Genomic DNA, 25418 nt, shown 5'->3' on the forward strand with positions numbered 1-25418 from the left:
ATGTCGGGCTTGGGAGAGGTAAGAAGTCCCTCAAGCTAGACGGTCGGGGTGCCTGCACCCCTTTTGGGATAGGCCCTTAGCGCCCCCAGCGCACGCCGAGCGTGAGCGCGAGGGGGCCGAATGCTCGATCCTCGTCGAACGGCAGCGAGGACGACGCGCCCGTTTCGAGCGCCCACGCTGGAACGACCGGTATGAGCAGCCGAGCCCCGAGGTCGAGGGCACTATACGTCGCCGTGCCCTCAAAGGTCTCAGCGGTTGCTTCGCCAACAAACGGCGAGGCCGGAGTCACCTCGCGCCGCGTGCGTTCGTGGTAGCGCGCGACCCCTACGGTGAAGCGGACCGGCAGCAGCATGCGGTCGAACTGGACGCCCAGCCGCGCCCCGACATAGACATGACGGAGGCTCGTGCGCACGCACCCGGCACAGGATGTCGCGGTGGCGTAGCCGGGATACAGCGCCTGCCCCCCGTAGGCACCGATGCTGAACGAAAACGCGTCCTCGGGGCCCAGGCTCAGGAGAGGGAGACCAACCTCAAGGTCGGCGACCCCGCCCGAAGCGCCATAGGAGAAGTGCTGCGCCGAGCCACCGTGGAGGCTCACGTGCTGCGCTGCTAGGGGAGCGGCCCCGAACGGGACGAGGAGGGCGAGGAAGAGGAAACGCATGGCATAAGGACAGGCAGATGGTATCGAAGAATAACGCACCAGCGTTGGCACGGCTATGCGTGTACATCTCCCTCCCCTGCATTCCTCTTCGTCCCAAATCCGCACGCCGCGTGAATCACCCGGCCGCGCGCCTAGTTGTCACCCGCTGTCCCAGGATCCGACTTGGGACCTGTGAACTACGACCCCAGACCCATGCAGCACAAGCACCTCCGCAACATCGCCATCGTCGCGCACGTCGATCACGGCAAGACCACGCTCGTGGACGCGCTCCTGTGGCAGAGCGGCACCTTCCGCGACAACCAGGAGGTCGCCGAGCGGGTCATGGACTCGATGGACCTCGAACGCGAGAAGGGCATCACGATCATGGCGAAGAACACCGCCGTGACCTATCGTGCTGAGGGGTCGAGCGACGACATCACGATCAACATCGTCGACACGCCGGGCCACGCCGACTTCGGTGGCGAGGTCGAGCGCACGCTGCGGATGGTCGACGCCGTGATGCTGCTCGTGGACGCCGCCGAGGGGCCGCTGCCGCAGACGCGCTTCGTGCTTTCTAAGGCGCTCGCGCTCGGCCTCGATCCCATCGTGGTCATCAACAAGATCGACCGCCAGGACGCCCGTCCTCAGGAGGTGCTCAACGAGGTGTTCGACCTCTTCATCGACCTCGACGCGAACGACGAGCAGCTCGAATTCCCGGTCCTCTACGCCGTTGCCAAGGACGGCCAGTGTACGCTCGACCCCGACGGCGAGCTGACCGACCTCCGCCCCATCTTCGATGCCATCGTGGAGACCGTCCCGCCGCCCGTCGGTGACCCGGACGCCACGCTCCAGGTGCTCGTCTGCGACGTCAAGCCCGACCCGTACGTCGGCGCGCTTGCCATCGGCCGCGTCGTGCAGGGCACGGCGAAGGTGCGCCAGCCCATCGCCCTCTGTCACCGCGACGGCACGCAGACGAAGGCGACCATCAGCGCGCTCTACGTCAACGACGGCCTCAGCCGCGTCGAGCGCGACGAAGTCGGGCCGGGCGACATCGTCTACGTCGCGGGCGCAGGCGGCATCGGCCTCGGTGAGTCGCTCTCGGCCGCCGAGAACCCCGTCCCGCTCAAGCCGCTCCACGTCGACGAGCCCACGCTCTCGATGGAGTTCCGCATCAACGACAGCCCGTTCTCTGGGCGCGACGGGAAGTACGTCACCTCCCGCCAACTCCGAGACCGCCTGCTCACCGAGGGCCAGAACAACCTCGCCATGCGGATCGAGGAAACCGAGACGCCCGACCGCTTCCTCGTCTTCGGGCGCGGCGAGCTCCAGATGGCGATCCTCATCGAGCAGATGCGCCGCGAGGGCTACGAGTTCGCTGTCGGCATGCCGCAGGTCATCACCAAAGAAATCGACGGTACCACCCACGAGCCCTACGAGGAGGCGACCATCGACGTGCCCGAGGAGCACATGGGCGTCGTGATCGAGAAGCTCGGGCGGCGCAAGGGGCAGATGACGAAGATGATCAACCACGGCACGGGCCGCGTCCGCCTCACGTTCGAGATCCCCGCGCGCGGCCTCATCGGCTACCGCACGGAGTTCCTCACCGACACCAAAGGCACGGGCCTCTTGACGCACCTCTTCGCGGGCTACCGTCCGTGGGCCGGGCCGATCAGCCACCGCGCGTCCGGCGCGCTCGTGGCCGACCGCAACGGCAAGGCCACTGGCTACTCGATCATCAACCTGCAGGAGCGTGGCCAGCTCTTCGTCGGGCCGGGCGACGAGGTTTACAACGGCATGATCATCGGCGAGAACAGCCGCGACCAGGACCTCGAAGCCAACATCACGAAGGAGAAGAAGCTGACCAACATGCGCGCGGCGTCGGCGGACAACTTCGAGAAGATCAACCCGCCGCGCCGGATGAGCCTGGAGGAAGCCATCGAGTTCATCCGCGACGACGAGCTCATCGAGATCACGCCGAAGGTCTACCGCGTCCGCAAGCGTCACCTCGACCCGCACAAGCGCAAGAAGGCGCTCCAAGAGCGCAAGGCGGAGATGGCGTAGCACCCCTTGGTCTCGCTTTGCTCGACCTGTCCCCCTCGATTTCGAGGGGGACAGATTGACCGCCGTTCAGGCGTGTCGATCAGGGGGTGAGCGGCGCACTGTTTGCTCGGATCCACTCGGCGAGCGCGACCTCGTCCACGCTGCCTGCGGCAACGCCTTCCATGGTCGTGACCGTTTCCAGTTGGTCTGGATTGAGTCCTCGGCCGTTCAGAAATAGGAATGCTCGCATGGCGAGCAGCGCCGCACGTTTGTTGCCGTCCAGAAACGGGTGGTTGCGCGCGATGCCGACCCCGTAGGCTGCGGCCAGTGCCGAGAGGTCGGGGGCACCGCCGTACGTGAATAGGTGCTGTGGTCGTGCGAGCGCACTCCCGAGCAGGTTTTCGTCACGCACACCATCCAGCCCGCCGAATGCCGACAGCGACTCGGCGTGAAGCACCTTGACCTGCGCTGCTGTCAGCCAACGTGGCCCGTCAGGCGGCTTCATTTCGCCAGCGCCTTGAAGGCTTCGCGGTGCGAGCGCATGAAGGCGCGGGCATCGTCCAGCATGGCCTCCGTGTCGGGGTCATGCGCGCTGAGGAGCACGCCGTCGGGCGTCTCGGTGATGAAGATCTCGTCGCCCGCTTCGAGGTGGAGGCGGTCGAGCATCGCCTTCGGGATGATGGTGGCGACGGAGCCGCCGAGCTTGCGGAGCTTGGACTTCTGCGTCATGGCTGTTGTGGATCGCGGAAGGTTCGTTGACGGATATCGACTGTTTAACTTGAGTTATAACCCAGCTCTTTCCGTTCGGTTCTATGAGCAACGGCATGCGTGCGGAAGCTTTTCACCGTGGGATCGTTCTGCGCGGGTGAGCTTCACGTTCCCCCGCGCCAACCAGCCTTAGCCGCAAACGACAACGCGCAGCGATGGCTTCCACGCACAGCCCTGACCAGGCGCTTCCGCAGCGCTTCGATCTCCGCGACCCGCGCTCGCAGGCGATGGCGGCGAGCCTCGCCGTGGCGGTGCTCATGCTGGTCGGTAAGCTCGGCGCGTACGCCGCCACGGGCTCCTCGGCCATCCTCGGCGATGCGCTTGAATCGGTCGTCCACCTCCTCGCCACGGGCGTTGCGACGTTCAGCCTGTGGTACGCCGCGCAGCCGCCGGACGCGAAGCACCCCTACGGCCACGGCAAGATCGCCTACTTCTCGTCAGGCTTCGAGGGGGCGCTCATCCTCATGGCTGCCCTCGGCATCGTGGCGATGGGCGTCGAGGCGCTCGTGACGGGGCCGGAGCTGGAACGGCTCGGGTTGGGACTCGCGGTGACGGCAGCACTCGGGCTCGTCAACCTCGGGCTCGGGCTGTGGCTCGTCCGCACGGGCCGACGCCACAACGCCGTCGTGCTCGTGGCCAACGGGCAGCACGTGCTCACCGACATGTGGACGAGCCTCGGCGTGCTCGTCGGCGTGGGCCTCGTCTGGCTGACCGGCGTGACGTGGATCGACCCCGTCGTGGCGATCCTTCTGGGGCTGAACATCGGCTGGACGGCATTCGCGCTGCTCCGCGAGGCCTACCAGGGGCTGATGGAGAGCGCCGATCCCGCCGAGACGGCCGAGTTGCGCGCCGTGCTCGACCGCGCCGAGGCTGAGAGCCACATCCTCGGCTACCACTTCCTCCGCTATCGCCGCGTCAACGACCACGTCTACGTGCAAGTACACCTGCTCTTCCCCGGCGACCTCCCCATCGAGGACGCGCACGCGCACGCGACGCAAGTCGAGGAGAGCATCCGCACGGTCTTCCCAAAGGACCACGTGGAGGTGACCACGCACCTCGAACCCGACACCCACGAGCACCCCGACGACGGTGTGCACGACCGGCTGGGCGACGCGCTGGCAGGAGATAGGACCTTGGGATAAGAAGCAGAAAGGAACCAGTATGACGACACAAAGCCGCTATCGGGGCTGTCTGCTCGGGCTCGCGGCCGGCGACGCGCTGGGCACGACGCTGGAGTTCACCCCGCCGAGCCAGGTGGTGCCGATCACTGACATGGTCGGCGGCGGACCGTTCGGGCTGGAGCCGGGGCAGTGGACCGACGACACGTCGATGGCGCTCTGCCTCGCCACGAGCCTCGTCGAACAGGGCTTCGACCCTGCCGACCAGATGGAGCGCTACGTTCGGTGGAAGCGCGAGGGCTATTGGAGCAGCACCGGACGCTGCTTCGACATCGGCAACACCGTGACGCGGGCGCTCTCGCACTTCTCGCGCACGGGTGACCCGTTTGCGGGATCGACCGATCCGTGGTCGGCAGGCAACGGCTCGCTGATGCGCCTCGCGCCCGTGCCGATGTTCTTCGCGCCGCGCTTCGAAGACGCGGTCTCGCACAGCGCCGAGATGTCGCGGACGACGCACGGGGCTACGGAGGCCGTCGATGCCTGCCGCTACTATGCCGCCCTGCTCGTCGCCGCACTCGGCGGCGCGAGCAAAGCTGACTTCCTCGCCACGCCCTTCGAGCCGACGCCTGGCTTCTGGGACGACGCGCCGCTTGCGCCGAAGGTAGCGGCCGTCGCGGCCGGGTCGTTCCTCGAAAAGGAGCCGCCTGCGATTCGCGGCACCGGTTATGTCGTCGAGGCGATGGAGGCCGCGCTGTGGGCGTTTGCCACCACGGACACGTTCGAGGCGGGTGCGCTCCGCGCCGTCAACCTCGGCGACGACGCCGACACAACGGGCGCGATCTACGGCCAACTCGCCGGGGCGCACTACGGCGAGGCCGCGATCCCCGCCGCCTGGCGCGACCGCCTCGCCTACTGCACCGACCTCGAGTTGCTCGCCGAGGCGCTCTACGAGCACAGCGACCACGCGCAGATAGACGCCGCCTAGCTGGATTACACCCGCTGCCGTCCACGACTACTCGATCCAGATCGTCTTTTCGTTGACGAACGCTCGGATGCCCTGGCGCGCGAGTTCGCGGCCGTAGCCGCTGTCGCCGATGCCGCCGAAGGGGAGGTTGGGGTGACTCCGGCTCATCTGGTTCACGAACGCGCCGCCTGCGTGCATTCGTCGGGCGACGGCCTCGCCCTTGGCGCGGTCCTCGGTGAAGACGGCGCTCGACAGCCCGAAGCGCGTCGCGTTGGCGAGCCGCACCGCGTCGTCCACGTCCTCAGCGACGCTGAGCGCCGCGACGGGACCAAACAGCTCTTCCTCGAACGGCACCATGCCCTCGGTGACGCCCGCGAGCACGGTCGGCGGGTAGAAGAAGCCGGACCGGTCGGGCACGGTGCCGCCGGTGAGCCGCGTCGCGCCCTTGGCGACAGCGCGCTCGACTTGGTCGTGGAGCCCATCGCGGAGGTCTTCGCGCGCCATCGGGCCGACATCGGTGGCAGCATCCATCGGGTCGCCGAGGGTGAGCGCCTCGACGCGTTCGACGAAGCGCTCGGTGAAGGCGTCGGCGATGGGGCGTTCGAGGATGAACCGCTTCGCCGCGATGCAGCTCTGGCCGTTGTTCTGCATCCGCGCGGTGACGGCGAGGTCGAGCGCGCGGTCGAGGTCGGCATCCCCGAGGACAATGAACGGGTCGGAGCCGCCGAGTTCGAGCACCGTAGGCTTGAGCGCCTGCCCGGCCTGGCTCGCCACGGCGCGGCCCGCGCGCTCGCTGCCGGTGAGCGTGACGGCCCGCACGCGCCGGTCTTCGATCACGCCACGCACGGCGTCTACCTCAAGGGGCAGGTTATGGAAGACGCCCTCCGCAAAGCCTGCCTCTAGGAACAGCGCTTCGATGGCCTCGGCGCAGCCCTGCACGTTCTCGGCGTGCTTGAGGAGCCCGACGTTGCCTGCCATCACTGCGGGCGCGGCGAAGCGGAAGACCTGCCAGTAGGGGTAGTTCCACGGCATCACGGCGAGCACCGGCCCGAGTGGCTCGTACGCGACGAACGCGCGGTGGGCCCCATCGATAGGGCGCGGTTCGTCGGCGAGGAAGGCCGCGGCGTGGTCGGCGTAGTAGCGGCACACCCAGGCGCACTTCTTGGCTTCAGCTTCGGCCTGCCCGACGGGCTTCCCCATCTCGCGCGTCATCGTCTCGGCGTGGCGATGAACGCTCGCCTCCAGCGCATCGGCAACACGGCGAAGCTTCATGGCACGGTCCGCGAGCGGGGTCGTGCGATGGTGCTCGGAGGCCCGCGCAGCCCGAGCAAGGCGCGCGTCGAGCGCGTCCGGCGTGAGCGCGTCGTAGGTGCGCAGGGTCTCCCCCGTGTTCGGATCGATGGAACGAAGCATGATAAGAGGCGAGGAGAAAAAGAACCGGTGAGGTGGGACCGCTCGGAACCACGGCCACACTGAGCTACGCCCCAAACGCACCCGCGCGGCCTCCGGGTTCGGAAGCCACGCGGGCACGTGCAGAGCTGAGGCGTGTCGGCGCTCCTACATCAGTTCGCCGCTCATCGGGTTGGCCTCGAAGCGCTCGCCGCCGATTTCGATCACGAGCGTGTCGTCGCCGAAGGTGACCGTGAAGGTGCGGTCCACGGCGATCGTGTCGCCGTCGATGGCGGTGAAGGTGGCCTGGTAGCGCCCAGAGATCGTGCCTGAGGCGGCGTCGCGCCAGTCCTGCCGCGACGTGGTTGGGCCGGTGACATCGGTGAAGGTGAGCTCGATGCGGTGGTCGAGCGATCGGGTGCCCGCCTCCGTGGTCGACACGTCGAGGGCGGCGCGGGTCAGCGAGCCGTTGACGGTCACCACGTCCGTGTTCAGGCCCGTGACGGTGAGGTCGCCGCCGATGTCGGTGAGCGTGTGGCTGAAGCGGGGCCGGGTCCGCGTGCCGCTCCCGCTCACGATCTCGAAGGTCGCGGCGTCGGCGTTGCTCGGGAAGAACACGGGGCTGCCGTCGCGGAGGAACTGGAGGGTCTGCGCGCGGCTGTAGCCCGCCGCATAGAGGCCGTTCTGGCTCTCCCAGGTGCAGTCGACGGCGCGGTCGTAGCGGACGGCCTCCTCGTCGAAGTCGAGGCTGAACGTGCAGCCGTTGTCAGCGGAGGCGTTAGCCGTGGTCACGTCGTCGCCGTCGATGCCGGCGCTGAAGGAGGTCGCGAACGAGGCGGCCTCGTCGAGCGCGCCGCCGCTGTCGAGCGCGACGGCGTTGGCGATGGAGGCGGCAGCCTCAGCCGTAGTCACGGGATCGGCGACGGGGTCAGTCGTGTCGTCCGTGGCGGCGTCGCAGCCGACGAAGGCGAGGAGAGCGAGGAGGCCGAGGAGGCCGAGGAGGCGTGGGTAGCGTGCAGTCATGGGTCGATGGGGTTGGAGTGCGAGCGCTGGGGAGCGACGTGCCCCCCGCGGCGTTTCGGGTGACGCTCCCAGTATCGCCTGGCGCCGCCTGCGATTTATCGCAACCCTGTCACGATTCGCTGGCAGATCCCTCGCAATCCAACGGCCTCCGCGTATGAAGGCGCGGCGCGTAAACGCGGTGTTACCGCCCCCGCAGCCGCCGGGCGAGGCGGGCCGCGTCCTCCGCCCGAGCCGCGTCCTCCGCTGTGCGGTCGTTGCCGAGCGGGGCGTCGTCATCCAGCAGAGAGTCATCCAGCAGAGAGTCATCCAGCAGCGCCGGATCGAGACGGGTGGCGGCGCGCTCCGCCTGCTCCGGCGCCGGGTCCGGCTTCAGGAGGTCGTACGTCTCCGTCGTGACGATCGCTTCGAGGTTGCGCACGCGCTCGGTGAGGCGGGCCCGCTCGCCCTCGGCCTCGTCGAGCGCTGCTGTGAGGTCCGCCATGGCCTGTTCCAGCGCCTTCGGGTCGATGGTGCCGCCGGTCTTCTTCTTGTGATCGAGGTAGATCACGAACGCGGCGAACAGGATGCCAGCGAGGGCGAGGAGAAAAACGAAGGGAGGCATGGTGAGCGATGAGCTGGATGCGACGAGGTCAGAACGACAACACAACGAAGCAAGATCGGAGTTTTGAGTGGCCTAGTGGCTTAAATCGAGCCGGGTGGGCGCCGATACCGAAGACTATCTAGCCCTCCTCCGCCCATGTCGTTCGCCGCCACCCTCGGAACGCTCCTCAGCACCCTCGGGGCCGTTCTCAGTACGCTCGCCTTTGCCGCGTGCGCGCTCGTGGTTGTCTACCTGCTCGTGTTTGCCCTGGCCAGCCGTCGCCTGCGCCCGACGCCGCCGCTGCGCGAGCCAACGCAGCGCCTCGCGGTCTTCATTCCGGCCTACAAGGAGGACGCGGTCATCGTGGACGTGGCGCGGCAGGCGCTCGACCAGTCCTATCCGCAGGAGCTCTACGAAGTCATCGTCATTGCGGACTCGCTGCAGCCCGCGACGCTCGCTGCGCTCGACGCGCTGCCCATCCAGGTCGTCGAGGTGTCGTTCGAGAAGAGCACCAAGGCGAAGGCGCTCAACGCGGCGCTGAGCCTTCTCGCGGCGCAGAAGCAGACGTTCGACGGCGCCGTGGTCCTCGACGCGGACAACGTGATGGACCGCGACGCCCTCGCGCACCTCGCGGCGTATCTCGACCCCACGCAGCCGGGCAGCGCGCGCGTGGTGCAGGGCCAGCGCGTGGCGAAGAACCTCGACACGCCGATGGCGAAGCTCGACGCGCTGAGCGAGGGCATCAACAATCAGATCTTCCGCGCCGGGCACGCCAACCTTGGCCTCTCCGCCGCTCTCATCGGCTCCGGCATGGCGTTCGACTACGAACTGTTCGACCGCTGCATGAACCGCGCGAAGGCCGTCGGCGGCTTCGACAAAGAACTGGAGCTGATGCTGCTCTACGAGGGCATCCGGATCGCGTGGGCGCCGAAGGCGGTGATCTACGACGAGAAGGTGAGCGGTGGGCAGACGTTCGAGAACCAGCGCACGCGGTGGCTCTCGGCGCAATTCCACTACCTCCGCCGCCACACCGCGCGGGGTGTTGCCGGGCTGTTCAGCGGCCGTCTCGACTATGCCGACAAGGTCTTCCAGATGGCGCTGCCGCCGCGCGCGCTGCTCATCGCGGGGGTGCCGGCGCTGACGTTGCTGGTTTTCGTGATCGGCGGCCCGATGGCAGCGCTGCCCTGGGCCGTCCTCACGGCTACGCTCGTGCTGACGCTCTTCATCGCCATCCCGGCCAACCTGCTGCGCAGCGACATCCTGAGCGCGGTGCTGCACCTGCCCGGCGGCATCTGGCGCATGACCCGCGCGCTCTTCCGCAGCCCGGGCGGCAACCGCACCTTCATCCATACGCCCCACGGGGCTGGGTCGCCGGTCACCGGTCCCGTGTCACCGGTCCGCAAGGATGCGGCGTCTGACACGGCCCGCGACCTTCGACCTTCGACCTAAGACCCACAACCGCTATGCGAATCGGCATCGAAGCCCAGCGCATCTTCCGGCGCAAGAAGCACGGCATGGACATCGTCGCGCTCGAGTCGCTGCGCCACCTCCAGAAGCTCGCTGAACAGCAGCGCCACGACCACGAGGTCGTCGTCTTCGTGAAGCCTGGCGAGGACCCGTGCCTGGCGTCGTCAGAGAACCTGTTCGTCTACGAACTCGACGCGCCGAGCTACCCCGTCTGGGAGCAGGTTGCGCTGCCGCAGGCGGCCAAGAAGGCGGGCGTGGACGTGCTCCACTGCACGAGTAACACCGCGCCGCTCAACAGTCCCGTCCCGACGGTCGTGACCGTCCACGACGTGATCTACCTCGAAGGGCGCGCCTCGGCGATCCTGCGCGGAAGCGGGACGTGGTATCAGCGCCTTGGCAACCTCTACCGCCGCCAGGTCGTCCCGAGCGTGGCGCATCGCGCGGCGAAGGTGCTCACGGTGTCGGAGTACGAGCGCCGCCGCATCCTCGACACGCTGCCGATGCCTGCCGAGAAACTGGATGTGGTTTACAACGGCGTCGGCGCGCACTTCCGCCCCGTCGAGAGCGCCGATGAGCAGCGCCGCGTCCGCCAGCGCTACGGCTTGCCCGAGGACTTCCTCTTCTTCCTCGGCAACACCGACCCGAAGAAGAATCTGCCCGGCGTCATCACGGCCTACGTCGAGTATGCCCGCAGCGTCGCTCTGGACGATAGGGCTCCCACGCCGCTCGTGATCGCCGACTATGCCCGCGAGGCGCTCGACGTGCACCTGCGCGCCCTCGACGCGCTCGACCTCGCGCCGCGCTTCATCCTGCCGGGCTACATGGCGAACACCGACCTCCCGGCGATCTACAGCCAGGCGGCGCTGTTCCTCTACCCGTCGCTGCGGGAGAGCTTCGGGATCCCGATTCTCGAAGCGATGGCCTGCGGCGCACCCGTCATCACGTCGCGCGCCGCATCGATGCCCGAGGTCGCAGGCGACGCCGCCGTGCTGATCGAGCCGACGCAGCCGTCGTCGCTTGCAAGCGCGATCCGCCACGTCCTCGCCGACGCGACGCTCCAGGCCGACCTCCGCCGCCAGGGCTTCGCCCGCGCCGAACGGTTCTCGTGGGCCCGCACCGCCGAGCGCCTCATCGAGATCTACGAGGAGGTCGCGGGCGCGCCGGTGCCTGCCGCCGTGCCGAACCCCGTCGCTGCCGAGCCCGCCTTCCGCCTCGCGGCCTAGCCTGTCTTCTGATTCCCACCCTACGTCATCCCCGTGCAGGCGGGGGCCATAGGATGCAGCGTACTACCTGATGACGTTTTGTGCCCGCCGTGTAGATCGCATGGATCCCCGATCAAGTCGGGGATGACAGAAAACTGCTTTGAGCTTGATGCCCAAGGCTTACTCATCGCCACCCACCCATGTCTCGTCTCTCCCATGTTCTGGGCGCAGCCTACCGCGTCGCCAATGCGCGCCTGCGGCTCTGGCGCTGTCGCCTCGGTCGCTTCGTGACCCTCGACGGTGCGCCGCGCGTCAACGCTGCGGGCACCATCGAGATCGGCGACCGCGTGGCCATCCGATCGCGCGTGGCGACGACGGAGCTGTCGGCCGGACCGGGCGCCACCATCCGCATCGGCGCGCACTCGTTCATCAACCACGGGGCTTCGCTCTCGGCGCGGGTCGGCATCACGATTGGCGAGAACGTCCAGATCGCGCCGCACGTCGTCGTGATGGACTCCGACTTCCACGCCGTCGGCGACCTGTCCGACTCTGGCAAGCAAGCCCCCATCGTGATCGAGGACGGGGCCTGGTTGGCGATCCGGAGCACGGTGCTCAAGGGCGTGACTGTCGGACGTGGCGCGGTCGTGGCGGCGGGTGCCGTCGTCGTCAAAGACGTGCCGCCCTACAGCGTCGTCGCGGGCGTCCCGGCGAAGGTGATCCGACAGATGAAGGCCGATGAGCAGCATCAGGACGCTGCCGCGCCACCAGGGCCTAGAGGCACCCTCATTCCGAAGGAGACCCGGGGCGACGGAGCCAGCGCGTCGGCCGCGCTCGACCCCATCATCACGGCGGCGAATCGCTAGCTGCCTTCTTCCAGCACCTGCTGATACCACCCAGCACGCCGTCTCACCCCCGCCATGCTGTCCCCCCTCGAACTCGCCTTTTGGCTGGCCGTTGCCGTCATCGTCTACACCTACGTCGGCTATGGCGTGGTGCTGTGGATGCTCGTCAAGGTGCGCGACGCGCTCGGCCTCAGCCCATGCCAGCCTGACCTCGCCGATCCCGAGGTGGCAGCGTACGAGCCCGAGGTCACGCTCGTCGTGGCGGCCTACAACGAGGAGCGCGACATCCTGCAGAAGCTCGAAAACTCGCTGGCGCAGGACTATCCGAAGGACAAGCTCAAGCTGCTGTTTGTCACGGACGGCTCGACGGACCGCACGCCGCAGCTCTTGCTCGGCTATCCGGGCGTGAAGCTGCTCCACCGCGCCGGACGCGCGGGCAAGATCGCCGCCATGAACCGCGCGATGAAGCACGTCGAGACGCCCATCGTGATCTTCTCCGACGCCAACGCGATGCTCAACCGCGAGGCGGTGCGCAACATCGTCAAGCACTACGCCGACCCGGCCGTGGGCGCGGTCTCGGGCGAGAAGCGCATCCGGGCCGCCGAGGCCGACGCCGCCTCGGGCGCGGGCGAGGGCCTCTACTGGCGCTATGAGTCCGCGCTCAAGCACCTCGATGCGCGGCTGCACACCGTCGTCGGGGCCGCGGGCGAGCTGTTCTCGCTCCGCACCGACCTCTTCCATCCCAGCGAGCCCGACACGCTGCTCGACGACTTCATGCTCACGCTGCGGGTGGCGCAGCAGGGCTACCGCGTCGCCTACGCCACCGACGCCAACGCGACCGAGCTGCCCTCGGCGACGGTCGAGGACGAGTTCAAGCGCAAGGTGCGCATCTGCGCAGGCGGCTTCCAGAGCATGGCGCGGCTGCTCAGCCTGCTCAACCCGCGTCACGGCTGGACGACGTTCCAGTACGTCTCCCACCGGGTGTTGCGTTGGGCGGTCACGCCGCCGCTGCTCCTCGTCGCGTTTGCGCTCAACTTCGTGCTCGGCCTCACGAGTCCGTTCTACGCGGCGCTCTACGGCGCGCAGACCGCGTTTTGGCTGCTCGCGCTCGCAGGCTGGCGCTGGCAGGACCGCGAGGTGAAGGTCAAGGGCTTCTTCGTGCCGTTCTACTTCGCCGTGATGAACGTGGCGGCCTTCTTTGGCTTCGCGCGGTGGCTGCGCGGCCAGCAGTCCGTCAACTGGGAGCGCGCCGCTCGCGCCACAGCTTGAACTACGGTGCGCACAACGCAACGCAGGTGCCCTCAACAAAAAAACGCCGCCGCTCGCCGGGGGGACAGGCGAACGGCGGCGCGTGGGGAGCTCAGGTGAGCTACATGTCGCTAGTGCGCGCTGAGGTGTTTAGCGTGCGAGCGTGACCCGACGCACGTCCGAGAACGTCGTGCCCTGCGCGCGGACGATGTAGAGCCCGCTCGGCAGATCCGCGGCGTCGAGCGTGAGCACGCGGGCCTGGTCAGCGGGCAGCGTCGCGTCGAAGAGCGTCGCCACGCGGCGACCGAGCGCGTCGAAGACGGCGACCTCCACGGGCTGCTCCTGGGCGACGGCGAGCGAGAACGTCGCCCGCTCCGCGAAGGGGTTCGGGTAGGCCGCCGAGAGCGTGTGTGTGCCCGCCACGCCGAGCGCAAGCTCGACCTCGGGGCTGTATGCGAACGCGCCGTCGAAGTCGACCTGGCGGAGGCGGAACGTGTAGGTGCCAGCCGGGAGGGCGTCGGTGGTGAAGCGATAGGCCTGCGCCTCCGTCGTCGTGCCGGCACCGGCGACGAAGCCGACGGTCTCAAACGAGGGGGCTGCGAAGTCGCCCGTGGTGCTGCGCAGCTCCACGTCGAAGCCCGCATTGTTGGTCTCCGAGGACGTGGCCCAGGAGAGCACGACGCGCTCGCCCGTGCGCTGCGCCTCGAAGGTGGTCAGCTCGACCGGAAGCGCGCTCGCCGTGGTGGCTTGCGTACCCGGGAGCGCCGTGAAGTCCGGCGCGTTCCCGAAGTTGGCCGAGCCGTTGCCCGGCACCTCCGGGATCACGTCGGAGGAGAAGAAGCTGCCGTCCGGGTTGGCATAGGCCGTGAAGAGCTGGAAGAGGTCCGAGGCGCTCGCGCGGCTGGTGCCCCCCGTGATGCCCAGGTCGGCCAGTTCGAACTTGATCTCAAAGCCCCGGTCGCCCGGGTTGCTGGAGAGCCCCGTCGGAACGTGCAAGTAGGCAAACGAGCCGCCTGCGAACGAGCCGCTGGCGTCGGCGTCGAAGGCGGTGCCATCGACGGCGAGCGCGCCGAGGAACACGTCGGCGGCGCTGGTGCCTGCGTAGGAGACGACGTTGATGAAGCCAGTGTCGGTCCCATCGCCCGGGTCACCGTGGGTGAGGCGGATGCCCCATTCCGTGGTCGGGAGTTCGAGCGTCGGGTTGGCTCCGTCGAAGCCACCGGACGAGGTCGGCAGTGCGGTGCCTGACGGGGTGCCCGTCGTCTGGCTGGCGATGTCGAGCCAGATGTAGAGGCTGTTGAAGTTGCTCTCGGTGGTGCCGCCGACGTAGAGGTAGAGGTCGGTGGCGTCGGCGAAGCCCTTGAGCTCGATCAGGCCCCAGTCGCCGAAGCCCTGGCTCTGGGTGTAGGTGCCGAGAAGCTCGTACTCGGGGTCGTCGCCGATGCCGTCGACGGTGGGCTGGGCGGCGAGGGGGAGCGCGAGGAAGAGCGCGAAGAGCGTGGTGGCAAGACGCATGAGCGCGGGGGAGGATGAGAGAGTGAGACTGAAAGCGCTTTCATATTACCGCTTGCAGGACGCCGGACGCAACAACGTCAGTGCGGTCTGGAACGGAGTCGTGACACCTCCTCCGGCTAATTGGATACGGCAAGGTCAGGGAACGGCCCTTTCTTGAGGCGGGCGTCTGTCCCGTGCATGCTCGCCGACTCCCCCGCGCCGCCGTCGGTCCCGGCAGGAGCGCCTTGACGCGTACAGTAGATTTCCCCGTTCCGCCTTGCCGCCGCCCATCCTGTTGGTGTGCGCGGTATGGTGCCCTCCACCTGCCCGGCTTCTCGACCTGATGCCGCTCTCTCGATTGCTTCTGACTCGCCTGCTTGCAGTCTGTGCCGTGTGCCTGGGCGCCGTGCCTGGGCTCGCAGCCCAGCCGTCCGGTGGCGCTGAGGCCTTCCGGGAGGTCGTCCTCACCGGCGACGAGGTGCCCCTCTTGCTCGGGGCCTCCCCAACTCGCATCGCCGCGTTCGCCTACGACGGCCGCTGGACGCCCATCCCCGTGCAGGTCGACGAGCGCGAACGCCTCGACCTCGGCGTGGCCTTCGACGGGCGCGGCGCGGCTCGCTGCGACGATCCTGGCACGTTCTGCTTCGAGCGCGAAGGGACCGGCGTCGAGGTCCTCGAATACACCGCGATGCCCGAGACGGCGCTGCAGACGCTCATCGGCCCTGACAGCGATCCTAGCCTTGACGCGGACGACGAGGTCGTCTTCATGGCACGCTTCGCTGGCCGCGCCGCGCCTGCCGAGGCGGCCCCCGACGGCGCCCACCTCGCCACCCGCACGTCGATCCGTATCGGAGAAGGCGCCTCCGCGCGCTACGTCTACCTCTTCGTCGTGCCCCGCGGGGCCGTGCCCCGGTCCAGCGAGCGCCTCGTAGACCTGGAGACGACGCTACTCAACGGGGCTTTTCCTGACGCGTACGACTTCCGCGGCGCGTCAGTCAGCGGCATCGAGTCGGGCGACGACCTCGGGGCCAACCCGGAGGCGACCGCCATCGAGACGGCACACTACCGGTTGGGCTTCCAGGACCGCTGGATCCACGACGACCTTCGCATCAAGCAGGGCGGCCGGCTCGGGCCTGACCTGATCGACCGCTTCAAGGTGCTGCTCGAACTGGGATCGTGCGCGCGAAACGAGTGGACGGCGTCGGCCAACCGCGGTACCATCGTGGCTGTCCGCACGGGGCCGGTGCGCGCCGTCCGCGTCGTGCGCGGCTTCAACTCGGGACCGCTCACCACCGGCACCTACACGTTCTACGAGCGCCACGCGACGTTCGCCATCGATCTGCGCGTCCACCCGATCCCGGGCGTCGTGGAGTTCATCGACTACAGCGACGCCGCGCTCGGCATGCGCTACTTCGACGCGCTCACGGGCGGCGCTGACGTCATGCTCGACGCTCGGCCGGACGGGCTCGCCCAGCAGCCGCTGCCGCCCGACACGCTCTTCTGGCAGGCGGTGAGCGGCGACGCGGGCGCGCTCGTGCACGCGTTCAAGCTGGACACGGACTGGGAGGCCGCGCCCTTCGAGCGGTTCTGGGACGAGGGCGAGGGCCTCCGCCAGTGCACCGGCGACGACCGCTCCGTCGGGGCGAGCGGCATCATCGTGCCGAGCCGCGTGCCAGCCACGGACCCGCGCCGCGACGAGGGCCAGTACGTCGATCTCCGCGCGACGCGCGCCATCTACTACAGCGCGACGCCCGTGACGCCCGCCGAGGCGCAGACGATTGCCTCGGCGATGGTGCCGTCGCTCGCTAGTGCGATCACGGAGGGCTCGCTCGGCTCCGAGCGCCAGAGCGGCGGGGCTGAGATCGAGGCGCTCTTCCCAACCGTGGTGCGGGCTGGGCAGGCCGAGGCGCAGATCGCGCTCTACGAGGCCAACCCCTACGACGTGGCCGTCTACAACGCGCTCGGGCAGCGCGTCTTCGCCCAACGCCTCACGCCCGATGCGCCGTCGCGTCTCCGGCTCACGCTCCCGCTCGACGGGCTGCCAGCGGGGCCGTACTGGCTCCAGGTGCGGAGCGAGGTCAGTGGCTTCGGCGTCTCCGAGCGGCTCACCGTGGTGCGGTAGGGACGGTCGAGACGGTGGGGCGCTCGCTCTGGCGCGTCAGGCCTATTCTGTCGTCCCACGACCTCGCCCTCACCCACCACGCGCTCCCATGCTCTTCGAGGTGCTTTTCCTCGACAACCACCTGCTCGTGGTGGCGAAGCCCGCCGGACTGCTCGCCCAGGCCGACCACACAGGCGACGACGATCTGCTCACGCTCGGCAAGGCCTTCCTGAAGGAGCGGTTCGACAAGCCGGGCAATGTGTTCCTCGGGCTCGTGCATCGGCTCGACCGGCCCGTGAGCGGGGTGATGGTGCTCGCGCGCACCTCGAAGGCGGCCTCGCGGCTCAGCCAGCAGTTCCGCGACCGGACGCCGACGAAGCGCTACCTCGCCCTGGTGGAAGGGACGCCCCCCGGCTCCTCCGGCGAGCGCGTCGACTTTCTGGCGAAGACCTACACGCCCGGGCGCGGCTCGCACGTCGAGGTGGTGCCACAGGGGCACCCCGACGGAAAGCGGGCGGCGTTGCGCTGGCAGGCGCTCGCGTCCGAGCGGGGGCGCTCGCTCGTGGAGGTCGCGTTGCTGACGGGCCGCGCGCACCAGATCCGCGTGCAGCTCGCCGCGCTCGGCACGCCCATCGTCGGCGACCTCCGCTACGGGGCCCGCACCGAACACGACGGGCAGAACCTGGCGCTGCACAGCTACGCGCTGGCCTTCGAGCATCCTGTTCGCCGCGACCCCCGTCGCTTCACGGCACCGCCGCCCGCCACGTGGACCGGGTCGCTTGCCGAGCAGGCCCGCATGCATGTCGCCGCCGAGGCAGGCTAAACAGACAACAGCGGCGGCCTCGTTGCGAAGCTACCGCTGCTGCTGACGTGGATGGGCCGAGGCTGGGGTCAATCGCCGAAGCGGACCGAGAAGGCGAGCGACACGGCCGGGTAGATCGTCATCGGGCTGAGCGCCTCCTGGATGGCCGCGGCATTCTCTGCGGTCGGCGCGAGCATCTCCGTGGCCTCCATCGTCACGGCTGGCGAGCCGGTGTAGAAGACGCCCATGTCGAGCATCATGCCGAAGCGGCCGCCTGCGAGCGGGTTGCCGAAGCCGAGGCCGATGTAGGGCTGGATCTGGGCGCTATGGCTGAGCTCGGCCTGCACGGTGCCGAGCTGCTCCGGCGTGAAGGTGCGGCCGCCCGTCGTGTAGGACTCCGCTGGAGTACCGAGGGCCGTCACCGACGAGGCGTTGTAGACGAGGCCCGTGCTGAGGCGCACGACGTTCTTGAAGGGGTAGTAGTCGATCAGGCCAGCGACGCTGAAGAGCTGGGCATCGGCCTCGTAGGAGACGTCGATGCGCTCGTCCTCCTGGAGGAAGGTGGTGGAGTAGGGCAGGAAGGTGCCTGAGGCGCGGACCTGGAGGTAGTCGTTCACGCCGAACATGGCGTCGCCGCCGATGCCGGTGGTGCCGACGCGCAGGGCGAGGCCGCCGGTCTGCGCAAGGGCCACGCTTGGCAGGACCAGCAAGGCGAGTAGGAGTAGGGAACGGATCATGGAATCGGTCGGGTAGGGTGATGGGGCGAGGGCGACCCAGGCGGCGGTGCGGACCGCCCGGGCCTCGGCGCGCTAGAGGCGCTCGCAGATCTGCTCGATGTCGATGAAGTCCTGGACCATGCGAACCCGCCCTTCGGCGTTGAGCTCACCCTCGGCCACGAAGCGGTGCTCGTAGCGCTCGTAGGTGTCGCTCTGCGTCTTGTAGTCCACGGCGACCTCGTACTCGGCGCCCATGAGGACGCCGGAGACCGTCAACTCGCCGTTCTCGACGCGGAGGTAGGACGGCTGCGTCACGCCGACCCGCTTGGCCTGGATCAGGAGCGACGGGAGCGTGGTCACGTTTTGGCTGGAGCAGACCACGTTGGAGAGGAACTCCGCCGTCACGCGGTCGGACGGCACGTTGGTCAGCTCGGCCTCCACGCGGGCGCCGCACGGGTTGTCGACGGTGACGCTGCCGACGCTGCTGTCCTCGAAGTAGAAGGCCACGTTCGCCGACGGGATGTTCGACGGGAAGCCGTCGAGGCGCAGCGTGTCGCTGAGCATGTGGACGGTGTTGGCGTAGCCGTAGCCGGGGACCGTGATCACGGCGCGCACGGGCAGGTGGTTGCGGTTGGTCAGGACGAGTTCTGCGCCGTCCGTGCAGGCCGCGGCGCTGTTGTACCAGGCGCCCGCTTTGTTCGAGAGGTGGTCCACCGCGAAGTTCAGCGGGACGAGGCCGGCCTCGGTCGGTGCGCCAACGAGGAAGCCGCCTTCGGCTGCGACAAAGCTGCTCTCCTCCGCCCAGCGGCCCGTGATCTCGTCGTAGGTCCACACCGGAATCACATCGCCCGGGGCGACCGGGGCGCCGGTGTTCGGGTTGATCACGTCGGCGGGTACGTCCATCGTCACGTCGAGGGGGGCGCTGAACTGCTCGGCGCGGCGGCCCGCCTCGTCGAAGATGTCGATGGAGACGAAGCCGACGGTCTGCATCGTGCCGCCGCGGGCGGTGCTGCCGTCGGCGCGCGTCACCGGGAGGTCGTCGAAGCCGCCCGGGAAGAGGGCCATGGCCTCGGGGCTCTGCGGGCTGTAGTAGGCCACGGTCACGTCGAGGTCGCCGCGTAGGGCACGACCGCGCGCATCCTCGATGACGACGCTCGCAGGGATGGTCACGGTGGCGCGGGCCCGGGTCTGGGGGTCTGCTGGCGTGGTGATGGTGATCGTCTCACGGAGCTGGCCCTGGTTGTTGGCCGCGCCCGCGCCCGTGTTGGCGGTCACGGTCACGCCCTCGGGCGCCTGGCCGGAAAGCGGCAGCATGCGCACCTCGAAGACATCGGCACCCGTGGAGCGGATGGCGATGGAGCGGCCGGTCGTGACATAGCCGTCGGCCCGCGCAATCACCTCGAAGCGGACAGGGGCGTCGGCGAAGACCTCGGTGCCGTCGGGCAGGGCGAGCGCGACCGTGCCGCTCTCCGTCGTAACCTCGTCGATGGGGTCGAAGAAGAGCGGATCGACGACCAGCGCCGCATCGTCGCCAGCGATGGTGAGGCGCACTTCGCCGTCGATGGGGCGCTGGGTGGTCGCGTCGATCACGGTGACGGCGAACTCGGCTGGGGGAGCGGGGACGGTCAGGCGCACGGTGGTTGCGTCTTCGAGATCGCTCTGGATGCCCGCGAAGTCGCAGGCAGCCAGGAGCAGCGCCAGAGCGCACGCAAACGTGGTCCGGAGAGGGAAGCGGAGGGATGACATTGGGACGGGGTAGGGGGTGGTCGGGTGCGGTCAGTGGCCCCCTGCTGGTCAAAGCGTGTTCCCACTTTGGAGCGAGAGACGCGACCTCGTCATGCTCGCCGAGTGCGTCTGATGGCCCCGTGGTATGCCAGCGTGCGTTGGGCTTTCTTCACGGAGGGATGGTGTTGCGGCGGTTTCACCGACGGTCCTGCTGAACGCATCGCCGATGCGGCCCCAACGCGCGCCAAAAAAATCGGACGGGCCGAAAAAAGTGAGAGGCCCCCCCGGTGGGGTCGTCGTGTCGGACTGGGGATGGGCGGCTTCGCGTCCGTAGCGGGAGAAAAGACCGGGGCAAAACGAACCGCTCGGAGGGGGCGATGGCCTCACCAGCGGCGCGCTCCGAGGCCGCCGAGCGGGGCGGCAAAGCTGTTATAAAGCGCATAGCCCCACATCCAGAGCGGCCACGCAGGCATCACGTCGGCTGTGCCGAGCGCCTCCGCCGGTTCGCGCAGCACGCCACGTTGGATGAGGAGGAGCGCCGCGAGCAGCCCGGCGCCGGTCCAACTGCCGAGCGCCCAGAAGACCGGCGCACCGAGCCACACGAGCCCGTGCGTCAGGTGGAAGCCGGTGAGCAGCGCCAGCGCCGCGCGGTCGTAAAAGCGCCCCGCTGACGTGTGCCGCTGCTTCTGGCGGAGCCACGCGCCGAGCGTCGCGGGCGGGTCCGTCGGCGCGGTCGCCTCGGCGACGAAGCGGATCGGCGCAGCGTGCTGGCGGTGGACCTCTTGGACGAGGAGGTCGTCGTCGCCGGAGAGCGAGGCAGCCTGGTGCGCGAAGCCGCCGAGGCGCTCGAAGAGCGACTTCGGGTAGGAGATCGAGCGCCCGACGGCCATATAGGGACGCCCGAGCCCGATCGCCGCCGCCGTGAGGAAGGCCGTCACCATCGTCTCGAAGCGGACGAGCGAGGCGAGCCATGCCGCGGTGTCGGGCACGGCCCGGGCGGGCCGAGTCGGCGAGGTGCCCACGAGGACGGCGTCGGGCTCGGCCGCGGCAGCTCGGGCGAAGGCCGCTAGCCAGCCCGTGACAGGTGCGCAGTCGGCGTCGGTGAACGCGAGCCGGTCGTGGCGCGCGGCGGCGATGGCGCGGCTGAGCGCGTGCTTCTTGCGGGGCAGTCCCGCAGCTTCGGCGTCCCCGTTGGCGATACGGACGACGCGCACAGGCAATCGGTCCGCATAGCCCGCAGCGATGGCCGCCGTGGCGTCCGTCGAGCCGTCATCGGCGATGAGCACCTCGCCGGGAGCATAGGTCTGCCCGACGAGCGCATCGAGGAGCGCGGGTAGACGCTCGGCTTCGTTGCGCGCCGCCACGATCACAGTGATCGGAAAGTCGACCGTGATGGGAAGGTCGAGCTGCTCCGCGGCGGCACCTACAGGCCCGTCGCGCCGTTGGCTTCGAGTGAACCCCACAGCGAGCGCGATCCAGGCGACCGCCTGGATGGCAAACACGCTGCCGAATAGGGTGACGAGCGACAACAGACGAGCGGCTACGAACGAGAGACAGCGGACCAAACACCGAGCGCCGAATTTACCCCGCCTCCCCAGGCCCTTCGCAAAATCACCCCTACCTTGTTCGGCTTGTCCTGCCACGCCTGATCGATGTCCACTGCTCCGATGTCCAACGCGCCTGACGCCTCCGGCGGCGATGCCGCTGGGGGGAGCGTGCCCGTGGAGGGTGGAGCGTCACCGCCTCGGATCCCGCCGCCGTCGCATCCGGGCTTCCCAGATCTCGGGCGCTTCTGGACGCCAGGCAACCTGCTCACGCTGAGCCGCCTCGTCCTCATCGTGCCGATCACGATGCTCGTCTACCAGGGCGGCCCGCTCGGGTGGATGTTCGGGCTGATCCTCACCGCGATCGCGACGGACTTCTTCGACGGCATGGTGGCGCGGCTGACGGGCACCGTGACCGAGTGGGGCAAGGTGCTCGACGCCACCGCCGACAAGCTTGCGGCGGCGTTCGTGACCGTCGCGCTGCTGACGCGCCCGGAGAGCGCGGGGCCGAGCCTGCCGCTGTGGTTCGTGCTGCTCGTGGTCGTGCGTGACAGCATCCTCGCCGTCGGCGGGCTCTTGCAGACGCGCCGCCTCGGCCGCTTTACGACGAGCCTTTGGACGGGCAAGCTGGCCGTGACGCTCCTCGCGCTGACGGTCCTCGCCGCACTCCTCAAGGCCGACCCCGAGGTGATGGACGCGCTCGTCTACGGCACGGCCGCCGTGATGGCGGTCTCCATCATCCGCTACACGTTGCGCTTCCGAACCATCATGCGCCTCGGGCCGTACGCCCCGCTCGATAAAAACGGCAACATCATCCGCGGCCAACTCCCTGAGGCCCGCCGCCGCGCGGGGTTGGGGTGACGCCCTGCTCCCGTCCTTGTCATCCAGAACTTGATTCAGGATCTCCACTGGTCCGATGAGATGCTGAGTTGAGTCCAGCACGACAAGGCGATTGATTTCTCACTGTTCCTGCGAAACCCACACTCTCACACCCCTAGCGATGGCCCTGTTTGGATTCGGCAAGAAGGAGAAAGAGCAGGAAAAGCTCGAAGCCGGGCTGGAGAAGACCCGCACCAGCTTCTTCGGCAAGCTCACGCGCGCCGTGGCGGGCAAGGACTCTGTGGACGACGAGGTCCTCGACGACCTCGAAGAGGTGCTCGTCACCAGCGATGTCGGCGTCAAGACGACCGTGGACATCATCCGCCGCATCGAGGCGCGGGTGGCGCGCGACAAGTACGTCTCCACGTCCGAGCTCGACGGCATCGTGCGCGAGGAGATCGCGGACTTGATGCTCTCCAGCGCGCCCGACCGCCCGGCGGACTTCGACGCGCCGCTGCCTAACCACCCGCACGTGGTGATGGTGGTCGGCGTCAACGGCGTGGGCAAGACGACTTCGATTGGCAAGATCGCGCACCGCTACAAGCAGGCGGGTCGCTCGGTGCTCCTCGGGGCTGCGGACACGTTCCGCGCCGCCGCCATCGAGCAGCTCGACATCTGGGCGCAGCGCTCCGAGGTCGAGATCATCAAGCAATACCACGGCGCCGACCCCGCCGCGGTCGCCTTCGACACCCTCGCGGCGGCCAACGCGCGCGGGTCCGACGTCGTGCTCGTGGACACGGCAGGCCGCCTGCACACCAAGCTCGGCCTCATGGACGAGCTCACCAAGGTGAAGCGCGTCATGGACCGCCAGGTGCCCGGCGCGCCGCACGAAGTGCTCCTCGTCCTCGACGCCTCGACCGGGCAGAACGCAATCCGGCAGGCCGAGGCCTTCACGCAGGCCGTCGACGTGACCGGCCTCGTCCTCACCAAGCTCGACGGCACCGCCAAGGGAGGGATCGTGATTGGCATTTCGAACGAGTTCCAGATCCCTGTAAAGTACATCGGTGTGGGCGAGGGCATCGACGACCTCCAGGTGTTCGACCGCGCCGCGTTCGTGCAGGCGCTCTTCCAGTAGACCCGCTCCTGGGAGAACGCAGGCTTCAGTCACAGAGCATGCTGCCAACAGAAAGCACAGTCCGGTCATGGATAGCGTTCGCGGCTGCGAGACGATGCCCAGAGCGTGTAGCGGGCACAAATCGGCCCCGGTAGCGCTTTCGCCGGGTACGCGCACGCCCCGGCACGCTGCCGTTCGGCCTGGCACCGAGCCCATTCGGCGCGCATGGCGGCGGCTCGCTCGCTCCCTGGGTGTTTTGCCCGTACCCCCATCGGATGTTTACGTTGCTCGCCGCATGCGAGTGCTTGCTCCCCCACGCCTCGTGCTGCACCCCACGCCGCTCTCAATTCCAGCTCCGGGCGCTCATCCTCCTTGCCACGACTCCGCCTCTCCATTCGCTATGGCTTCCTGTCGCCTGCTTGCCTGTCGCGCGCTGCTGATTGTCGCCTTGGTGCTGGCGGCGGCTCCGCTCTCTGCCCAGCGCGCCGCCTACGAGCCTGAGTTCTTCGCCGAGACGATGGTGGGGCCCGCGGAGGGCGACCAGGCCCGTCTCGATGTCTACGCCTCGGCTCCCTACAAAAACCTCCGCTTCCTCAGCCGCGACGAGGGCTTCGAGGCCACCTACACGATCACCGCAGACCTCTACCGCGCGGACGCTGACGGCAACGCGCAGACGCTCGTGGAGAGCCGCCAGTGGGAGCGCCGCGTCACCGTCCCTGACTACGACGCCACCCAGGCCGACTCGCTGCTCGACGCCACCACGCAGACGCTCGCCCTGAATGCTGGGCGGTACCTCCTCGAAATTCAGCTCGAAGACGGAGCCAGCCGCCGCGCCTTCGTCCGCGAGATCCCGGTCACGGTGCCCGACTTCACGATGGGCGTTTCGCTCGCCGGGCCGATCCTCCTGAACGCGTACGACGCAGCCACGCAGACCCTGGAGCCAAACGTCTCCAACGTCGTGGAGTCCGAGCGCGAGACGCTCACCGTCTTCTACGAGATCGTCAGCGACCGCGCCCAATCACTCACCGTCGCCTACGAGGTGATCTCGGAGGCGCGGGCCCGTGAGCTTCCGTCGGCGCGCACCTTCGCACGGGGGCTGCTTGGCATGGACACCTCCGAGGAAGACCGGGCCGACGAGGGCATCGTGCTCGACGGGATGACCCGCGTGGACGTGCAGGCAGGTGCCTCGCCCGCCACCCTCGACCTGCCGATGGATGAGATCAAGGCCGGCACCTACCGCCTACAACTCGCGCTCGTCGATGCCGAGGGCACCGTCCAGGCCAGCGCCGACAAGGCGTTCGACGTGCGCTGGACCGGCCTTGATGCCCAGATCCGCGACCTCGACGCTGCTATCTCGCAGCTCCGCTACATCGCCAAGGACCGCGACGTGCGCTCCATTCTAGACGCCGAGACGCAGGACGAGCGCCTCGCGCGCTTCATCTCTTTCTGGGAGCGCCGCGACCCGACGCCCGGGACCCGCCGCAACGAGCGCATGGAGGAGTACTACTACCGCGTCCACTTCGCCAACGAGAACTACGGCCGCTTCCGCGAGAACGGCTGGAACACCGACCGCGGCGAGGTCTTCGTCCGCTTCGGCGAGCCCGACTTCGTCGAGGAGCACCGCTTCAACTATAGCGTGGAGCCGTACGAGATCTGGTACTACAACCGCCTCGGCCGCCGCTTCATCTTCGTCGATGAGAAGGGCTTCGGCAACTACCAGCTGCTCTACCCGATCCACGACGACCGCACGCGGATGTAGAGGCGGCCAGCCGACAGCCATCCGCCCGCGCCTTCTTTACCTTGCAGGCCCCTGCGCTCAGCA

At 68.5% G+C, this 25418-nt stretch carries 22 protein-coding genes; 12 read left to right on the top strand and 10 right to left on the bottom strand.

The genetic code is table 11. The features are described from left to right. Positions 1-76 precede the first annotated feature (76 nt). Positions 77-661, bottom strand: a complete 585-nt coding sequence (locus AAFU51_16855) for a hypothetical protein (protein ID MEO1572929.1) — start codon at positions 659-661, stop codon at positions 77-79. Positions 662-853: 192 nt separating this feature from the next. On the opposite strand from AAFU51_16855, the gene typA reads away from it, so the two are divergent. Then, entirely contained in the window at positions 854-2701 is a 1848-nt protein-coding gene (gene typA, locus AAFU51_16860; GenBank protein ID MEO1572930.1) for a translational GTPase TypA, read from the top strand. A 79-nt stretch (positions 2702-2780) separates the two neighbouring features. Here typA and AAFU51_16865 read toward each other — a convergent pair whose 3' ends face one another. Then, positions 2781-3185 carry a type II toxin-antitoxin system death-on-curing family toxin gene (locus AAFU51_16865; GenBank protein ID MEO1572931.1) on the bottom strand — a complete coding sequence of 135 codons (405 nt, stop codon included), beginning with the start codon at positions 3183-3185 and terminating at the stop codon, positions 2781-2783. Continuing rightward, positions 3182-3409 carry an AbrB/MazE/SpoVT family DNA-binding domain-containing protein gene (locus AAFU51_16870; GenBank protein MEO1572932.1) on the bottom strand — a complete coding sequence of 76 codons (228 nt, stop codon included), beginning with the start codon at positions 3407-3409 and terminating at the stop codon, positions 3182-3184. Before AAFU51_16870 ends, AAFU51_16865 begins: the two co-directional genes overlap by 4 nt. Positions 3410-3603: 194 nt before the next feature. Between AAFU51_16870 and AAFU51_16875 the strand changes: the two genes are divergently transcribed. Both AAFU51_16875 and AAFU51_16880 read left to right on the top strand, forming a co-directional pair. Then, positions 3604-4590 carry a cation diffusion facilitator family transporter gene (locus AAFU51_16875; protein MEO1572933.1) on the top strand — a complete coding sequence of 329 codons (987 nt, stop codon included), beginning with the start codon at positions 3604-3606 and terminating at the stop codon, positions 4588-4590. Positions 4591-4609: 19 nt separating this feature from the next. Continuing rightward, positions 4610-5551, top strand: coding sequence for an ADP-ribosylglycohydrolase family protein (locus tag AAFU51_16880; GenBank protein MEO1572934.1), 942 nt, complete (start codon positions 4610-4612; stop codon positions 5549-5551). Positions 5552-5578: 27 nt separating this feature from the next. Here AAFU51_16880 and AAFU51_16885 read toward each other — a convergent pair whose 3' ends face one another. The 3 genes from AAFU51_16885 to AAFU51_16895 all read right to left on the bottom strand — a co-directional run bounded on the left by AAFU51_16885 (position 5579) and on the right by AAFU51_16895 (position 8543). Beyond that, positions 5579-6943, bottom strand: coding sequence for an NAD-dependent succinate-semialdehyde dehydrogenase (locus AAFU51_16885; GenBank protein ID MEO1572935.1), 1365 nt, complete (start codon positions 6941-6943; stop codon positions 5579-5581). 144 nt (positions 6944-7087) lie between these two features. Further along, positions 7088-7942: a hypothetical protein gene (locus AAFU51_16890; protein MEO1572936.1), complete on the bottom strand. Its 855-nt coding sequence runs from the start codon at positions 7940-7942 to the stop codon at positions 7088-7090. Between the two features lie 181 nt (positions 7943-8123). After that, positions 8124-8543, bottom strand: coding sequence for a hypothetical protein (locus AAFU51_16895; protein ID MEO1572937.1), 420 nt, complete (start codon positions 8541-8543; stop codon positions 8124-8126). Positions 8544-8678: 135 nt separating this feature from the next. Between AAFU51_16895 and AAFU51_16900 the strand changes: the two genes are divergently transcribed. The 4 genes from AAFU51_16900 (at position 8679) to AAFU51_16915 (ending at position 13302) form a co-directional block, all read left to right on the top strand. Beyond that, positions 8679-9971 (top strand): glycosyltransferase family 2 protein, encoded by a 1293-nt coding sequence (locus tag AAFU51_16900; protein ID MEO1572938.1) that lies wholly within the window; start codon positions 8679-8681, stop codon positions 9969-9971. A 14-nt stretch (positions 9972-9985) separates the two neighbouring features. After that, positions 9986-11212, top strand: coding sequence for a glycosyltransferase family 1 protein (locus tag AAFU51_16905; GenBank protein MEO1572939.1), 1227 nt, complete (start codon positions 9986-9988; stop codon positions 11210-11212). Positions 11213-11391: 179 nt separating this feature from the next. Beyond that, the gene (locus AAFU51_16910) at positions 11392-12054 is read left to right on the top strand and encodes an acyltransferase (protein ID MEO1572940.1); all 663 of its coding nucleotides are present in this window, start codon (positions 11392-11394) and stop codon (positions 12052-12054) included. 54 nt (positions 12055-12108) lie between these two features. Beyond that, positions 12109-13302: a glycosyltransferase family 2 protein gene (locus AAFU51_16915; protein MEO1572941.1), complete on the top strand. Its 1194-nt coding sequence runs from the start codon at positions 12109-12111 to the stop codon at positions 13300-13302. 129 nt (positions 13303-13431) lie between these two features. Here AAFU51_16915 and AAFU51_16920 read toward each other — a convergent pair whose 3' ends face one another. After that, complete coding sequence (locus AAFU51_16920) at positions 13432-14796, bottom strand: T9SS type A sorting domain-containing protein (protein MEO1572942.1); 1365 nt, start codon at positions 14794-14796, stop codon at positions 13432-13434. A gap of 322 nt (positions 14797-15118) precedes the next feature. Between AAFU51_16920 and AAFU51_16925 the strand changes: the two genes are divergently transcribed. Both AAFU51_16925 and AAFU51_16930 read left to right on the top strand, forming a co-directional pair. Then, the gene (locus AAFU51_16925; protein MEO1572943.1) at positions 15119-16897 is read left to right on the top strand and encodes a hypothetical protein; all 1779 of its coding nucleotides are present in this window, start codon (positions 15119-15121) and stop codon (positions 16895-16897) included. Between the two features lie 88 nt (positions 16898-16985). Next, on the top strand, positions 16986-17699 hold the full coding sequence (locus tag AAFU51_16930) for an RNA pseudouridine synthase (protein ID MEO1572944.1): 714 nt from the start codon (positions 16986-16988) through the stop codon (positions 17697-17699). Between the two features lie 68 nt (positions 17700-17767). Here AAFU51_16930 and AAFU51_16935 read toward each other — a convergent pair whose 3' ends face one another. The 3 genes from AAFU51_16935 to AAFU51_16945 all read right to left on the bottom strand — a co-directional run bounded on the left by AAFU51_16935 (position 17768) and on the right by AAFU51_16945 (position 21648). Next, complete coding sequence (locus AAFU51_16935; protein MEO1572945.1) at positions 17768-18415, bottom strand: hypothetical protein; 648 nt, start codon at positions 18413-18415, stop codon at positions 17768-17770. Between the two features lie 72 nt (positions 18416-18487). Further along, positions 18488-20140 carry a hypothetical protein gene (locus AAFU51_16940; protein ID MEO1572946.1) on the bottom strand — a complete coding sequence of 551 codons (1653 nt, stop codon included), beginning with the start codon at positions 20138-20140 and terminating at the stop codon, positions 18488-18490. A 362-nt stretch (positions 20141-20502) separates the two neighbouring features. Beyond that, positions 20503-21648 (bottom strand): glycosyltransferase, encoded by a 1146-nt coding sequence (locus tag AAFU51_16945; GenBank protein ID MEO1572947.1) that lies wholly within the window; start codon positions 21646-21648, stop codon positions 20503-20505. A gap of 123 nt (positions 21649-21771) precedes the next feature. Here AAFU51_16945 and AAFU51_16950 point away from each other — a divergent pair, with 123 nt between their 5' ends. From AAFU51_16950 to AAFU51_16960, 3 genes are all read left to right on the top strand, one after another. After that, a complete protein-coding gene (locus tag AAFU51_16950; GenBank protein MEO1572948.1) occupies positions 21772-22524 on the top strand; it encodes a CDP-alcohol phosphatidyltransferase family protein in 753 nt (250 codons plus the stop codon). Positions 22525-22663: 139 nt separating this feature from the next. Next, positions 22664-23617, top strand: a complete 954-nt coding sequence (ftsY, locus tag AAFU51_16955; GenBank protein MEO1572949.1) for a signal recognition particle-docking protein FtsY — start codon at positions 22664-22666, stop codon at positions 23615-23617. Between the two features lie 379 nt (positions 23618-23996). Next, a complete protein-coding gene (locus tag AAFU51_16960; protein MEO1572950.1) occupies positions 23997-25355 on the top strand; it encodes a GWxTD domain-containing protein in 1359 nt (452 codons plus the stop codon). The last annotated feature ends 63 nt before the right edge of the window (positions 25356-25418 follow it).

This window comes from Bacteroidota bacterium (genome assembly GCA_039821555.1).
Classification (GTDB): domain Bacteria; phylum Bacteroidota; class Rhodothermia; order Rhodothermales; family Rubricoccaceae; genus JBCBEX01.